Source organism: Polynucleobacter sp. Tro8-14-1 (assembly GCF_018881655.1).
GTDB lineage: Bacteria > Pseudomonadota > Gammaproteobacteria > Burkholderiales > Burkholderiaceae > Polynucleobacter.
Genome location: NZ_JACVPX010000001.1, coordinates 262,741 through 276,827 on the forward strand (window position 1 = coordinate 262,741; position 14,087 = coordinate 276,827).

General features: G+C 47.6%; 14 protein-coding genes. 5 read left to right on the top strand and 9 right to left on the bottom strand.

The genetic code is table 11. The annotated features are described in order from the left end of the window. Nucleotides 1-13: 13 nt before the first annotated feature. The 4 genes from coaBC to ICN34_RS01370 are packed head-to-tail and all read right to left on the bottom strand — an operon-like array spanning nt 14 to nt 5,542. On the bottom strand, nt 14-1,225 hold the full coding sequence (gene coaBC / locus ICN34_RS01355; RefSeq protein WP_072582839.1) for a bifunctional phosphopantothenoylcysteine decarboxylase/phosphopantothenate--cysteine ligase CoaBC: 1,212 nt from the start codon (nt 1,223-1,225) through the stop codon (nt 14-16). A 9-nt stretch (nt 1,226-1,234) separates the two neighbouring features. Then, nucleotides 1,235-1,726, bottom strand: coding sequence for a signal peptidase II (gene lspA / locus ICN34_RS01360; protein WP_072582840.1), 492 nt, complete (start codon nt 1,724-1,726; stop codon nt 1,235-1,237). Between the two features lie 11 nt (nt 1,727-1,737). Beyond that, the gene (ileS, locus tag ICN34_RS01365) at nt 1,738-4,617 is read right to left on the bottom strand and encodes an isoleucine--tRNA ligase (protein WP_370623950.1); all 2,880 of its coding nucleotides are present in this window, start codon (nt 4,615-4,617) and stop codon (nt 1,738-1,740) included. Beyond that, nucleotides 4,592-5,542 carry a bifunctional riboflavin kinase/FAD synthetase gene (locus tag ICN34_RS01370; RefSeq protein WP_216120404.1) on the bottom strand — a complete coding sequence of 317 codons (951 nt, stop codon included), beginning with the start codon at nt 5,540-5,542 and terminating at the stop codon, nt 4,592-4,594. The genes ileS and ICN34_RS01370 overlap by 26 nt, the downstream gene beginning before the upstream one ends. Before the next feature lie 39 nt (nt 5,543-5,581). Between ICN34_RS01370 and purN the strand changes: the two genes are divergently transcribed. Genes purN through ICN34_RS01385 form a run of 3 tightly spaced genes read left to right on the top strand, consistent with a single transcriptional unit; the run spans nt 5,582 to nt 8,989 of the window. Then, nucleotides 5,582-6,211, top strand: coding sequence for a phosphoribosylglycinamide formyltransferase (purN, locus tag ICN34_RS01375; RefSeq protein WP_216120406.1), 630 nt, complete (start codon nt 5,582-5,584; stop codon nt 6,209-6,211). Continuing rightward, nucleotides 6,208-7,767, top strand: coding sequence for an RsmB/NOP family class I SAM-dependent RNA methyltransferase (locus ICN34_RS01380; protein ID WP_216120408.1), 1,560 nt, complete (start codon nt 6,208-6,210; stop codon nt 7,765-7,767). The genes purN and ICN34_RS01380 overlap by 4 nt, the downstream gene beginning before the upstream one ends. A gap of 28 nt (nt 7,768-7,795) precedes the next feature. After that, nucleotides 7,796-8,989, top strand: coding sequence for an acyl-CoA desaturase (locus tag ICN34_RS01385; RefSeq protein ID WP_216120410.1), 1,194 nt, complete (start codon nt 7,796-7,798; stop codon nt 8,987-8,989). 91 nt (nt 8,990-9,080) lie between these two features. Here the strand turns inward: ICN34_RS01385 and rpmG are convergent, their stop codons facing one another. The 3 genes from rpmG to radC all read right to left on the bottom strand — a co-directional run bounded on the left by rpmG (nt 9,081) and on the right by radC (nt 10,333). Continuing rightward, the gene (gene rpmG / locus ICN34_RS01390; RefSeq protein WP_015421876.1) at nt 9,081-9,248 is read right to left on the bottom strand and encodes a 50S ribosomal protein L33; all 168 of its coding nucleotides are present in this window, start codon (nt 9,246-9,248) and stop codon (nt 9,081-9,083) included. An 11-nt stretch (nt 9,249-9,259) separates the two neighbouring features. After that, on the bottom strand, nt 9,260-9,493 hold the full coding sequence (rpmB, locus tag ICN34_RS01395; RefSeq protein WP_011903570.1) for a 50S ribosomal protein L28: 234 nt from the start codon (nt 9,491-9,493) through the stop codon (nt 9,260-9,262). A gap of 144 nt (nt 9,494-9,637) precedes the next feature. Further along, nucleotides 9,638-10,333, bottom strand: coding sequence for a DNA repair protein RadC (gene radC / locus ICN34_RS01400; RefSeq protein WP_370623942.1), 696 nt, complete (start codon nt 10,331-10,333; stop codon nt 9,638-9,640). Between the two features lie 30 nt (nt 10,334-10,363). Between radC and ICN34_RS01405 the strand changes: the two genes are divergently transcribed. Both ICN34_RS01405 and ispH read left to right on the top strand, forming a co-directional pair. Then, nucleotides 10,364-10,810 (top strand): peptidylprolyl isomerase, encoded by a 447-nt coding sequence (locus ICN34_RS01405; protein WP_072582845.1) that lies wholly within the window; start codon nt 10,364-10,366, stop codon nt 10,808-10,810. A 3-nt stretch (nt 10,811-10,813) separates the two neighbouring features. Beyond that, the gene (gene ispH / locus ICN34_RS01410) at nt 10,814-11,755 is read left to right on the top strand and encodes a 4-hydroxy-3-methylbut-2-enyl diphosphate reductase (RefSeq protein ID WP_216120413.1); all 942 of its coding nucleotides are present in this window, start codon (nt 10,814-10,816) and stop codon (nt 11,753-11,755) included. A 3-nt stretch (nt 11,756-11,758) separates the two neighbouring features. Here ispH and ICN34_RS01415 read toward each other — a convergent pair whose 3' ends face one another. Then, nucleotides 11,759-12,952, bottom strand: a complete 1,194-nt coding sequence (locus tag ICN34_RS01415; RefSeq protein WP_216120415.1) for an acetylornithine transaminase — start codon at nt 12,950-12,952, stop codon at nt 11,759-11,761. 81 nt (nt 12,953-13,033) lie between these two features. Next, the gene (locus ICN34_RS01420) at nt 13,034-14,074 is read right to left on the bottom strand and encodes a 2Fe-2S iron-sulfur cluster-binding protein (RefSeq protein WP_216120417.1); all 1,041 of its coding nucleotides are present in this window, start codon (nt 14,072-14,074) and stop codon (nt 13,034-13,036) included. Nucleotides 14,075-14,087: the final 13 nt, after the last annotated feature.

A 14,087-nucleotide genomic window follows, 5' to 3' on the forward strand; every position in this document is an offset into this window, starting at 1 on the left:
CTAAAACGGGGATTTAAATTTTCTTAGCAACTAGCGCAATGAGTTGACGTGCAAGCTGAAGCTTTTCTGCTTTAGCAATTTTTTTGCTGCCGCTGGTGTCAATCACGAGCAATTGATTGAGGTCGCTGCCGAATGTATCGGGACCAATGTTGCCAACAATCATTGGGATACCTTTGCGCTGGCGCTTCTCATCGGCATGCTTTTCTAGATCTGTTGACTCTGCTGCAAAGCCTACGCAATAGGGGTGCGGCTTACCACCTTTAGTTTTCACTGTCTTAGCAACGTCAAGCAGAATGTCTGGGTTAGCTGAAAACTCTAGATGAGGCGCTTGATTACCTTGGCGCTTCATTTTTTCTTTGGCGGGCTTAGCAATGCCCCAGTCAGCGACGGCGGCGACTGCAAAGAAAACATCGCAGTCAGTTGCACTCAGAGTAGCCGCATGCATTTCTTTGGCGCTAACGACATTGGTGCGGGTGATTTGTCCGGTAGCTTCAAGTGGGGTACTGAGATTACATGGCCCAGCAATTAAATGGACTTGAGCGCCAGCCTCAACAGCAGCTCTTGCAATAGCAAAACCCATCTTGCCCGAGCTGTGATTGGTGATGCCACGCACTGGATCAATCGCTTCAAATGTGGGGCCTGCAGTAATTAATACTTTTTTGCCGGCCAATACTTTTTTCTGAAAGAAGGCAATGACTTGCTCAGTGATTTCTGTAGGCTCAAGCATTCTGCCCATACCCACTTCGCCACAAGCTTGGAAGCCGCTGGCAGGCCCAAGAAGGATAACGCCATCGTCCGCAAGCCGTTTGATGCTTCTTTGGGTAGCTGCATGCTCCCACATCTGCTTGTTCATCGCCGGAGTCAGCAAGAGAGGGCAATCTCTTGCAAGGCATAAGGTGGTCAATAAGTCATCAGCTAAGCCCAGAGAAAGCTTGGCCATGAGATCAGCGCTTGCAGGGGCAATCAGAATGGCATCTGCAGAACGAGATAACTCAATGTGCGCCATATTGTTTGGAATGGTGCTATCCCATTGACTCAGGTAAACCGGATTACCTGTGAGGGCTTGCATGGTCACAGGCGTTACAAATTGTTGTGCAGCCTCGGTCATCACTACTTGTACGGATGCACCATCTTGCATGAGTTGACGTGCAAGCTCAGGGGCTTTATAGGCCGCTATCCCACCAGAGATTCCGAGAACGATCTTCTTATTAATAAGTGATTGCATGGCGCCAGCTTAATGGGATTGGGCGGATTTGCCAAATGACTTGCGTAATTCACCCCAAATAATGAGGGCAGCACCGATGCAGATGGCGCTATCGGCCATATTAAATGCGGGCCAATGCCAATTGCCGTAATGTAAGTCAATAAAGTCGACTACAGCACCATACATAACGCGATCTAAGACATTACCAAGTGCGCCACCCAGAATGAAGCTCAAGGCTATGCAGAGTAGCTTATCGCTTTGGTTTTTATATAGCATCCAAATAATGTAAACAGAGGCTACTAGCCCAAGAATGGTGAAGAACCAGCGCTGCCAACCAGAGCCTTGCGCCAGAAATGAAAACGCGGCACCTGGATTAAAGAGGAGTAGCCAGTTCATAAAAGGCAGAACAGGTTCAGGTACACCCATTTGCAAATTACTGAGTGCTGACCACTTGCTAAGTTGATCTAGCAATAACACGATGACAGCAATTGCTAGATAACGAGGTAGAGCAAGACTTTTCATATGGCTGCTACTCAAGCGAAGAGGCGGTGATCACCATCACCAAACAAGTTGCTAATACAGCGACCACATAATTCTGGATGGTCGGCATTGCTTCCTACATCTTTGGTGTGATGCCAGCAGCGCCCACATTTTTTATATTGGCTACCGCGTACCAAAACTTCTAACCCCTCATTACTGAGTTCAGTATTGGCGCTAGAGGTGATGGTTACAAAGCGTAAATCATCTTCTAATGAGTGGAGGATGGCGAAATCAACATCACCGACTTTGATCGTGAGTTCAGCTTGCAGCGATGAGCCTACATTACCTGCTTCGCGCTCAATCTCAATTGCTTTAGTTACTTCAGAACGAATTTCACGAATACGATTCCATTTAGCCAGCAATTCCTCAGCATGAGCAATCTCAGGGAACTTGCCAAACTCTTCCATAAAGATCGATTCTGCAGGCTTGCTGCCTGAGCCATGGGGGAAGTCTTTCCAGGCCTCCTCTGCGGTGAAGGAGAGGAATGGCGATAGCCACTTTAAGAGGTTTCGGGTGATATGGAATAGGGCGTTCTGAGCAGCGCGACGGTCAGGAGAGTCGGGTGCGCTCGTGTAGAGGCGATCCTTCAGAATATCCAAATAGAAGCCGCCCAAGTCCTCGGAGCAGAAAGACAGCATGCGAGCTACTGCTGGTTGGAATTCATATGCTTTGTAATGCGCCTCCGTATCACTCTGCAATTGATTAGCAAGAGCAACTGCGTAGCGATCAATCTCAAGCCACTGCTCAGCAGGCATCGTGTGCTTGCTAGGATCAAAATCTGATAGGTTGGCTAGCAAGAAACGCAAAGTATTACGAATACGACGATAGCTCTCAGTAACGCGTTTGAGAATCTCGTCTGAGATCGTCATTTCACCTGAGTAGTCGGTAGAGGCAACCCAGAGGCGAATGATCTCAGCACCGAGTTTGTCGGCAACTTGTTGAGGCGCAATCACATTGCCCACAGATTTACTCATCTTGCGGCCTTGACCATCGACGGTAAAGCCATGCGTAAGGAGTGCCTTATATGGTGGCTTGCCATCGAGCATGGCGCCAGTCAGCAATGAGGAGTGGAACCAACCACGATGTTGGTCTGAACCCTCGAGATATAAATCAGCCAAGCGACCGTTTGGTGTTTCTGCGTCAGCAGTTAATAACTCATCACGGTGCGATCCACGAATGACATGCCAATGGGTTGTTCCAGAATCAAACCAGACATCTAAGGTGTCACGGTTCTTTTCATACTGGGCAGCTTCTTCGCCCAGAAGCTCGGCAACTTCCAATTTTTGCCAGGCTTCAATACCTTCTTTTTCTACACGCTTAGCGATTTCTTCGAGTAGTTCAACAGTACGTGGATGTGGTTCACCACTTTCCTTATGTACAAAGAACGCCATTGGCACGCCCCATTGGCGCTGACGTGACAAAGTCCAGTCCGGACGATTGGCAATCATGCTGTTAAGACGTTGTTTACCCCATGCCGGGAAGAACTCAGTGCTATCGATGCCCGCTAATGCAGTCTCACGCAAACTTGCTTTGCCATCGGACGGTTTCTTGTCCATGCTGGCAAACCATTGTGAGGTTGCGCGATAAATAATAGGCGACTTGTGACGCCAGCAATGCATGTATGAGTGGGTATACGTTTTATCACGCAGGAGACTGCCTGCTTCGCGCATAGCTTCAACAATTTTGGGATTGGCTTTCCAGATATATTCATTGGCGAAGAGTGGCAACCAAGATGCGTAAACGCCATTACCCATGACTGGATTCAGAATATCTTTATCAGCAAGCTTATTGGCTTTACAAGACTTAAAGTCCTCCTCGCCATAAGCGGGCGCAGAGTGAACAATGCCAGTACCGGTATCTAAGGTAACGTACTCTGCCGGATAAATAGGTGAGAGACGCTTATAGCCCTCATGCAATGGCGCTAGCGGATGCCAGAAAGAAATGTTTGCCAATTGAGCACCCTGGCAAGTGGCAATCACTTCGCCCTCTAGACCATAGTCTTGCAAACAAATCTCAACTCGGTCCTTTGCCAGAATTAATAACTTGTTGCCAACATCTACTAAGGCGTAAGTAAGTTCTGGGTGGACATTCATTGCTTGGTTGGCAGGAATGGTCCAAGGAGTTGTTGTCCAGATGACAATTTGACCTGGTTTATTTGGTAGCTCAGCAAGTCCAAATGCTTTTGCCAGCTGTGGGCGCTGTACATCATCAAAGGCAAAGCCAACATCCACCGTTGGGTCAGTTTTATCTTGGTATTCCACTTCCGCTTCAGCTAGCGCGGAGCCACAATCAAAGCACCAGTTCACCGGTTTCAATCCGCGGAAGACATATCCTTTTTCCCAGATTTTCCCAAGGGCACGAATTTCATCAGCCTCATTGCGGAAGTTCATAGTGAGGTAGGGGTTATTCCAATCACCTAATACACCTAAGCGTTCAAAATCTTTCTTCTGTTTTTCCACTTGAACATGAGCATAGGCACGTGCTTTGGATTGCACTTCGGCAGTTGGTAAATTCTTGCCAAACTCTTTTTCAATCTGAATTTCAATCGGCATACCATGGCAATCCCAGCCGGGTACATAAACAGAGTCAAAGCCCATGAGCCAGCGTGATTTGACGATCATGTCTTTCAAAATCTTGTTTACTGCGTGTCCAATATGAATATCGCCATTTGCATATGGAGGGCCATCATGCAGAATGAATTTTGGTTGATTGGCATGGGCCGCACGAATCTTTTCGTAGAGCTTGTTTTTTTGCCAGCCAGCTACCCATTGTGGTTCGCGCTTAGCTAGATCTCCTCGCATTGGGAAAGAAGTATCTAGTAGATTGACGGGATAAGAGTTTTCTTTTTCAGACATAAGCTTTTTTCTGGAAATAATTTCTGGCATGTGTTGCATCTGCTGCAATCGCTTGTGTAAGGGTTTCGAGGTCCGGATACTTCGCCTCATCACGGATTTTTTCTAATAGTTCTACGGTAATAATTTTTCCGTAAACATCCGCGTTGTAATCAAAAATGTGAGTTTCTAGCAATACTCTGCCTTCATCTTCCACTGTTGGTCTAACACCCAAGCTCGCCACAGCAGGCAGTGGCTTATCGCTTAAGCCTAACACTTGTGCAGTGAAGATTCCGGTCGTTGCCGGTTTGCGATGGTGGAGATGATTGGCAACCGCTAAATTCAAAGTGGGGAACCCAAGTTGACGTCCTAGCTTCTGACCATGAAGCACGTGCCCAGATATTCCGTAAGGACGCCCTAATAATTTTTCTGCTAACTGCATGTCACCAGAAGCTAGCGCAGTACGAAGTGCAGAACTTGAAATGCGTTCACCATTTTCTTGAATAGTTTGGAGGCTAGATACTTCGAAGCCATATTTTTCACCAGCAGCTTTTAAGTTAGCAAAGTTTCCTGCGCGTTTTGCGCCATAGCAAAAATCATCACCAATCAAAATCCATTTGGCGTTCAGACGTTTGACAATAATTTCTGAAACAAATTCTTCAGGCGACAGTTTGGCAAAAGCAGAATTGAAATGCTCAACAACAACGCGGTCTATACCAAGTTCGGCAAGGGCCGCTAATTTGTCACGCAAATTGAGAATGCGTGGCGGCGCCTGTTCGGGAGAAAAGAATTCTTTTGGGTGCGGCTCAAAGGTCATTACACAACTGACTAGGCCTCGATCCTTGGCGCCGTTAACCAGTTCCTTGAGTAGGGCGCGATGACCCCTGTGCACGCCATCGAAATTACCGATGGTTAGGGCACAAGCTGGTCCTGCAGAAAACTGGGTGGGGCCACGGAATACGTTCACAAAATCGCTTTCAGGGTAGCCATCAATTATATTGTGGGCATGCCTTCTATCGTCACCTTAATCTCCGGCCGCGGATCTAATTTCGAGGCCATCGTCAAAACGGCTCAAAAAGAGCACTGGCCAGTCACTTTTGCTGGGGTTATAGCGAATCACTCAGCGGCTAAGGGCCTTGATTTTGCTCGTTCGCAGGGCATTCCCGCCTTTACCATCGAGCATAAGGAGCACGCGACCCGAGAATCCTTTGATGCCGCCTTAATTAAGCAGATTGATGCCTTAGGGGCTGATTTGGTGGTTCTTGCGGGCTTTATGAGAATTTTGACCCCGGGCTTTATTCGCCATTTTGAGGGTCGATTGATCAATATCCACCCAGCCTTATTACCCGCCTTCCCCGGTTTGCATACCCACGAGCGGGCTTTGGAGGCTGGAGTGAAGGAGCATGGTGCCACCGTTCACTTCGTAAATGAGGGTGTAGACGAGGGCCCCATTATTTGTCAGGCCTCAGTTCCAGTGCTGGAAAGTGACGATGCTGACACCTTAGCTGCCCGTGTTTTGTCTGCTGAGCATCAAATTTACCCGCGGGCCGTAAAATGGTTCCTTGATGGACGATTGCGCATAGATGGTAATCAAGTGAAGTTACAACCCCCGGAGTCGCAATTTTTTAAATTATGAGTGCAGAACGTCCACCCCGCAAATCTGGTAGCAGATTAGCCCCCCACAAAAGTTACGCGGCTAAATCGAAAGATCCGCTGCGTCGTCCCGAGCGTCGCAACGCTAGCGGTAATTTAATTGCACCAGAAGGTCAGAAGAATTTCTCGAATGCAAAGGCATTGCCACAGCATGCAATTCATCTTGAGCGTTTACTTCCCGAATTGCTTAGTTTTGAACAGCCAGCTGACCGAGTAGTCAGTCGTTATTTCAGAGAAGAGAAGCAACTCGGAAATCGCGATCGTGCGTTGATTGCCGAGAGTGCGTTTGCCATTTTGCGCCGTAAGAATGAGTTCTCCCAATTTGCCTCAAGTGGCGAAGGCTCTCAGTCTAGACGCCTAGCCCTATTGGGTTTGCTGTCCGCTCTGTCTGAAGGCGGATTGGGTTCTGCGAATCGTGCGGAGAGTGCAATTGCTGACTTAGCGCATGTACTAAAGCCCGGTGAGTATGAGTGGCTACAGCGTTTTGCAACAGTTGATCCTACGGCATTAAATCCTCTCGTGCGGAACAATCTGCCAGAGTGGTTGTGGGATGCCTTTGGAAAATATCCCGGTGAAGAAGCTCGCGAAGATTTGGCTAAATCATTAATGCATCCAGCACTGTTAGATTTGCGCGCGAACACCATGAAAACCAATCGCGAAGAGCTGCTCGTGCAGATGAATGCATTGGGTGGTCGCTATCAAGCAATTCCAACTCCTTATGCGCCTGATGGTGTGCGCATTATGGGTAAGCCTGCTCTGCAAAATACCCCCGGTTTTAAAGCGGGCATGTTTGAGGTTCAGGATGAAGGTAGTCAGCTTTTGGCCTATTTACTCGCGCCTAAACGCGGTGAGATGATTGTTGACTTTTGCGCTGGAGCTGGCGGCAAGACTTTGGCCATTGGAGCGATCATGCGCTCTACAGGGCGTTTGTATGCTTTAGATACATCAGAGCGTCGTTTGGCGAATTTGAAACCAAGACAGGCCCGTAGCGGCCTTTCAAACGTTCATCCTGTGTGGATTGATAGTGAGAATGACGCCAAGATCAAGCGCTTGGCAGGCAAGATTGACCGTGTTCTAGTGGATGCCCCTTGTAGCGGTATGGGTACCTTGCGACGCAATCCTGATCTGAAGTGGCGCCAGACCCCTGCCGGAGTCTTGGAGCTCAATCAGAAGCAGATGAATATCTTGACCTCAGCCGCGCGCTTGCTCAAACCAGGTGGACGCTTGGTTTACGCCACTTGCAGCCTCTTGCCTCAGGAGAATCAAGCGATTGCCGAAGATTTTTTGGCAAAACACCCTCAATTTGAGGCTGTTCCAGCAGCTGAAGTACTTAAGCCATTGTTTCCAAAGGATAAATTACCGATAGGCTGTAGTTCGGATAATCCTTGGTGGCAGTTGTGGCCCCATATTCATGGAACAGATGGCTTTTTTGGAGCTGTATTTCAGAAAAAGGCTGCTGCCCCAGTTGTCGAGTCAGAAAAAGACCCTCAAAAAGAGACTAAGGTCAAAAACAAGAAGACCCCTAAAGAACTAAAATAGAGTTTTAGACCTCTTTAGGGATTCCCTTTTGAATACAGCTTCAAGTTTTGATTTGTTCCTCCATTGGCTAGCTAATGGATATTTAGATTGGTCTTGGTGGCAGATTACCGTCTTCACTCTGGTAGTGACTCATATCACGATTGCTGCGGTGACGATTTTCTTGCACCGCTGCCAAGCGCACCGGGCTTTGGATCTGCATCCAATCATTTCCCATTTTTTCCGCTTTTGGCTTTGGCTAACCACAGGCATGGTAACCAAAGAATGGGCCGCCATTCATCGCAAGCACCACGCTAAATGTGAAACCATTGATGATCCTCATAGCCCACAGATTTTGGGAATCAATACAGTGCTATCTCGCGGTGCTGAGCTCTATAAAAATGAAGCAGCCAATCAAGAGACCTTAAATAAATTTGGTCACGGCACTCCAGATGATTGGATCGAGCGCAATATCTACTCTAAGTTTTCTTGGCAGGGCGTTGCCATCATGCTCATCATCGATGTATTTTTGTTTGGCGCAATCGGCCTAACAGTTTGGGCAGTGCAAATGCTCTGGATTCCGATTACTGCAGCCGGCATTATTAACGGCATTGGCCACTATTGGGGCTACCGTAATTTTGATAATGAAGATGCTTCCCGAAATATTGTTCCTTGGGGTATTTTGATTGGCGGTGAAGAGTTGCATAACAATCACCACACCTTTGCAACGAGTGCGAAGCTATCAAACAAATGGTATGAGTTTGATATTGGTTGGATGTATATCCAGATCATGAGCGCAGTTGGCTTAGCTACTGTGAAGAAGACTCCTCCTAAGCCGGTGCTGAGTGATTTGCGTCCTGCTGATCATAGTACTTTAGAGGCCATCATTGCGAACCGCTATGAAATCATGGCGCGCTACAGTAAGACATTGCGCAACTTTTTTAGTAATGAAGTCCAGCACATGCAGGTCTTGGCTGCTCACTTAGGTGATGCTCGCACTTGGCTGGCTAAAGATGAATCTCGTTTGACTGAGCAAGAGAAAGCAAAGCTTGAAGAGCTCATGGCGAGCAATGCTCAGCTACGCAAGATGATTGAGATGCGTCGTGATCTACAAGCTATCTGGGGTCGCTCTAACGCTACCAAAGAACAATTACTTTCTCAGCTGCATGCTTGGTGTCAGCGTGCCGAAGACAGTGGCTTAACAAGTCTGCGCGAATTCTCTTTGAGATTACGTCGTTACGCTTAAAAGAAAAATTTCGAACTCAGTGCTTGGAAGAATTTCTAGGCAATAAAAAACCCGCTGATGAAGCGGGTTTTTTATTTGCTTGAAGTAAAGATTACTTTAGCTTTGTTTCTTTGTAAGCAACGTGCTTGCGAATGGTTGGATCGAATTTCATGATCTCCATTTTCTCAGGCTTTGTACGCTTGTTTTTTGAAGTTGTATAGAAGTGACCAGTACCTGCTGATGACTCTAACTTGATTTTTTCTCTGCCGCCTTTAGCCATTTGTGCGCTCCTTAAATTTCGCCACGTGCACGAAGATCAGACAACACAGCATCGATGCCGTTCTTGTCGATAACGCGCAAACCAGCATTGGTTAAGCGCAAGCTAATCCAACGGTTTTCAGATTCAACCCAGAAACGACGGTTTTGCAAATTCGGCAAAAAGCGACGCTTCGTTTTATTGTTTGCATGGGATACATTGTTGCCAACCATCGGCTTCTTCCCAGTGACTTGGCAAACTTTTGCCATGACATAACTCCATTAATTGCGAAAAGAAAAGATTGTATCAGTCTCAGCCTATTTTCGGCTAGCCCTAAATAGCTTTGTTTGGGGGGAATTGGGCATAAAGTGGGTATCCAGGTGAAAAATAGCCTATCAAGTTAGCATTTACTATCATTTAAAGTCAATATTCATAAGACCAGAGTCTGAAAATGAGAAAAAACCGCCGCCACTCACAATACAGTGGTCCAGGAGCTGAATATCTACCAGCTGCAAGGCGTTTGCTAGCACCTTGGTGAGTTTTCGATCTGCATCACTAGGTAATGGATTGCCGCTGGGGTGATTGTGAGCCACGATCAAGGCGCTAGCATTCTTAGCAAGGGCTTCTTTCAGGATTTCACGGGGGTAAATGGCTGTTTGGGTAATAGACCCCCGAAAAAGCTCATCACACTCAATCAGGTGAAGGCGGGAGTCTAAGTACAGACATAGAAATACCTCATGGGGGAGGCGGCCAATTTTGGCCTGCAAGAACTCTCTGACGTGGTTAGGCGACGAAAAGATGGGGTCATGGGTCAGGCCATCTTCTAGGCTTCTCTTCACTAGCTCATATGCCGCCTGAATTTGAGACCACTTAGAAAGCCCCATGCCATGGAGGCGCGTGAATTCTTCAGGGGTGCTGGCCAATAGTTTCGGGAGGCTACCAAAGTGATGCAGGAGATCCTTGGCTAGGGCAACAGCACTTTTGCCCCTAACCCCAACCCGCAAAAAGATGGCCAGTAGCTCCGCATCAGAAAGAGCCGCCGCGCCATTTAGGCGGAGTTTTTCTCGAGGCTGCTGATTTTTTGGCCAGTCTGTAATGGGAGAGTGCACAGCCAGCGTGGGCCTAGATACAATCACCTTATGACCAAGCTTACTGTTTTGCCTAATTCCTACCTGACTCTCAACTATCGGCTCACTTTGCCCAGCGGGGAGGATTACATCAACACTTTTGTCGATCGTCCTGCGACGGTTTTGATGGGGTCTGGACAATTTGCTCCTTGCTTTGAGAATGTATTGCTAGGTTTAGGTGTTGGCGAGAAAAAAAGTGCGCTGCTTGCGCCAGAAGAAAGTTTTGGTGAGCGCAAAGAAGATTTGGTGCAATGGGTATCTTTGAAGGCGCTTAAAGAAGGTCGCGATGATGATGTGGAATTTAATCCTGGGGATGTGATTGAGTTCAATGCGCCTGGTGGCGCTCAATATGCAGGCGTGCTGCAATCGATTAATGAAGAGGGTGCCTGGTTTGACTTTAACCATCCATTGGCTGGCAGACCGGTTACCTTTGAAGCAGAGATTGTGGCGATTTTGTAAATCATGAGCGACTCCAATCAACCAGAAATTTTGATGGCTCAGCCGCGTGGTTTTTGCGCAGGCGTAGATCGTGCCATCAACATCGTTAATGAGGCGCTCAATCGTTTTGGCGCACCAATATATGTGCGCCATGAAATTGTTCACAACGCCTATGTAGTCAATGAGTTGCGCGATAAGGGCGCGGTATTTGTAGATGAATTGCATGAGGTTCCCAAAGGCGGCATTGTTGTATTTAGTGCTCATGGGGTTTCTCAGGAAGTTCGCAAGGATGCCGAGGCGCGGGGTTTGCAGGTATATGACGCTACATGTCCCTTGGTAACTAAAGTTCATCTTGAAGTTGTCAAGATGTGTAAAGACGGCTTCACGGTATTGATGATTGGTCACGCTGGACATCCTGAAGTTGAAGGAACGATGGGGCAGGTGAAAGAGGGCGTCTTCTTAATCGAGAGAGTTGGCGATGTGGGATCTTTGCCTTTCCCGGCCGACGAAAAGATTGCATTTGTTACCCAGACAACACTCTCGGTAGATGAGACAAAAGAAATTGTCGATGCGCTAACGATGAAGTTTCCCAATATTGTTCAGCCCCGCAAGCAAGATATTTGTTATGCCACTCAGAATCGTCAAGATGCTGTGAAATTTATGGCGCCTCAGGTTGAGGTCGTTATTGTGGTGGGAAGCGCGACAAGCTCGAACTCCAATCGCTTGCGTGAACTTTCTGAAAAGCTAGGCGTTCCTTCTTACATGGTGGATGCACCAGAGCAACTCAAGCCGGAATGGTTTGCTGGTAAGAAACGGGTTGGTTTAACTGCGGGCGCATCAGCGCCAGAGAGTTTGGCGCAATCGATTGTGAGTCGAATTCAGGAGTTTGGCCCTAGACAGGTTCGAGCGCTTGATGGAGTAACAGAAGAAGTGACTTTTTCTCTACCCAAAAACTTAATTGGGTAGAGCTTAGCCGACTTGCTTTAACAGCTCGCGCAGCATATTACACATCTGACGAATTTCATAGTCTGATACATTTAAAGCAGGCATAAAGCGCAACAAGTTTGGTCTTGGTGAATTAATCAACAATCCTTCGGGACTGCGATCTCTGGCAAGATCAACCAGTTTTGGGCCAATATCTTTTCCAAGCATGAGTGCGCGTAGTAATCCTTCGCCACGCTCACCTTCAAGATTAAATTCTGCACAAAGCTTGAGTAATTCAGACTTGAGTAATTCGCCTTTAGCTTTGACGCTATCCAAAAACCCTGGGGCTAGCAGCTGTTCAATGACACTGATGCCGACGGCAGTCATGAGTGGGTTGCCGTTATAGGTTCCACCTTGATCGCCTGGCACAAAGCAGGCTACGGCATCAGTTGCCAATAGAGCTGCTAGTGGAACACCACCACCAATACCTTTACCCAAAGTCATGATGTCTGGCTCAATGCCGTAGTTTTGGTAGGCAAAGAGCGCGCCGGTACGGCCGCAACCAGCCTGCACTTCATCGGCAATTAACAGAATGTTATTTTCTTTGGTGAACTTGCGCAGCTCGCGCATAAATTCTTGAGTGGCTGGAATCACGCCGCCTTCACCTTGAACGGGTTCAAGCATGACCGCAACTGTTTTGTCGGTCACCAGTTTCTTAACGGATTCCAAGTCATTTAAATCTGCCTTTGGAAATCCTGCCACTTGCGGGGCAAACATCGTGTCCCAGTTTGGCTTTCCAGAGGCGCTCATTGTGGCTAGTGTGCGGCCATGAAAGCTGTGATCAAACGTGATGATCTCAAATGCGCCAGATTTATTGAGTTGGCCCCATTTGCGCGCTAATTTAATGGCGCCTTCATTCGCTTCAGCTCCGCTATTGGCAAAGAAGACTTTGTCAAAGCAGCTGTTCTCAGTCAGTAGATTGGATAAGGCAATCATCGGTTCGTTAAAGAATGCCGGACTAGGATTAATGAGCGTCTTCGCTTGTTTATTGAGCGCCTCAATCATTCCTGGGTTGCAGTGACCTAAGCAATTAACAGCCCAGCCTTGTAAGAAATCCAAATAGCGTTTGCCATTGTTATCTGTGAGCCATGAGCCTTTACCCTCGACCATGATCACCTCAGGGCGTGGGGTAATGAACATGACTGAGTGGGTGTCAATAGTCTGAGTTGGCTTATTCATGCTGGTCTGCTTGGCTTAATAATGAAAAGTAAGGGTTTTGAATTAATGGCTCTATTATCTAACTGAATGGGTTTACAGGCTCTAGGCTGTTGCTAAATCAGCCGCGCTGGTGAAGGAGTCGGCAAAGAACTCTTCCTCTGGCAATTGACACTTGGCTGAGAAGTCATTTCTGGCGGCATTGACCATGACCGGGGCGCCACAGGCATACACCTGAAAGTCCCTCATATTAGGATGGTCGGCCATAACGGCTTGATGCACAAAGCCAGTGCGACCTTGCCAAGCATCATCTGCCAAGGCATCAGAAATTACGGGGATGTATTTAAAGTCGACGATTTCTTTTCCCCACGCTTTGCATAAATCATCTAAATACAGATCGCTGGGTCGACGTCCACCCCAGTAAAGATGGATTGGTCGATGAATCTTCTTTGCCTGCATTTGTTCGATGATGGATTTGATTGGAGCAAAACCGGTGCCGGCTGCAACAAAAATAATTGGTTTTTTAGAATCCTCCCTTAAGAAGAAGCTTCCCAAGGGGCCCTCAAAACGAAGAATGTCTTTTTCTTTTAATGCGGGCGTGACGGCTCCAAACACAAAATCTGTAAACAGGCCGCCTGGCAAATGACGAATATGCAACTCAAGTGGACCCTCTTGATCAGGCGCGTTGGCGATTGAGTAAGCGCGGCGTTGACCATCTTTGAGGAGGAACTCCAAATACTGTCCAGCCAGGAATTGAAAGCGTTCTGAAGCAGGTAGTTGAAGTTTGAGAATGGCAACATCATCACTAGGTTTAGTAATCGTATTGACTCGGCAGGGCACCTTGCGAATCGCAATATCGCCTGCTCCTTGGACTTCACGAGCTTCAATCAGTAGGTCTGAATGGGGATGGGAGCAGCAAAATAGAATGCCACCTGCAGTCTCATCGGCCTTACTCAGGGCGCTTTCACTATGCTGACCATGAGTTACTTGGCCCTCTAAAACTTTACCTTTGCAAGAGCCACAAGCGCCATTTTTACAGCCATAGGGCAGGTTGATGCCTTGGCGAAGAGCGGCCTCCAGAAGATTCTCATCTGGATTGACGGTGAATTGTTTGCCGCTCGTTTTGAGCGTGACTTGATAAGACACTCTCATTCCTTTC

What these genes read in the sequence shown, in the direction of transcription:
- coaBC (WP_072582839.1), bottom strand. Translation starts at nt 1,225, where the DNA reads ATGCAATCACTTATTAATAAGAAGATCGTTCTCGGAATCTCTGGTGGG.
- lspA (WP_072582840.1), bottom strand. Translation starts at nt 1,726, where the DNA reads ATGAAAAGTCTTGCTCTACCTCGTTATCTAGCAATTGCTGTCATCGTG.
- purN (WP_216120406.1), top strand. Translation starts at nt 5,582, where the DNA reads ATGCCTTCTATCGTCACCTTAATCTCCGGCCGCGGATCTAATTTCGAG.
- ICN34_RS01380 (WP_216120408.1), top strand. Translation starts at nt 6,208, where the DNA reads ATGAGTGCAGAACGTCCACCCCGCAAATCTGGTAGCAGATTAGCCCCC.
- rpmG (WP_015421876.1), bottom strand. Translation starts at nt 9,248, where the DNA reads ATGGCTAAAGGCGGCAGAGAAAAAATCAAGTTAGAGTCATCAGCAGGT.
- rpmB (WP_011903570.1), bottom strand. Translation starts at nt 9,493, where the DNA reads ATGGCAAAAGTTTGCCAAGTCACTGGGAAGAAGCCGATGGTTGGCAAC.
- ICN34_RS01405 (WP_072582845.1), top strand. Translation starts at nt 10,364, where the DNA reads ATGACCAAGCTTACTGTTTTGCCTAATTCCTACCTGACTCTCAACTAT.
- ispH (WP_216120413.1), top strand. Translation starts at nt 10,814, where the DNA reads ATGAGCGACTCCAATCAACCAGAAATTTTGATGGCTCAGCCGCGTGGT.
- ICN34_RS01415 (WP_216120415.1), bottom strand. Translation starts at nt 12,952, where the DNA reads ATGAATAAGCCAACTCAGACTATTGACACCCACTCAGTCATGTTCATT.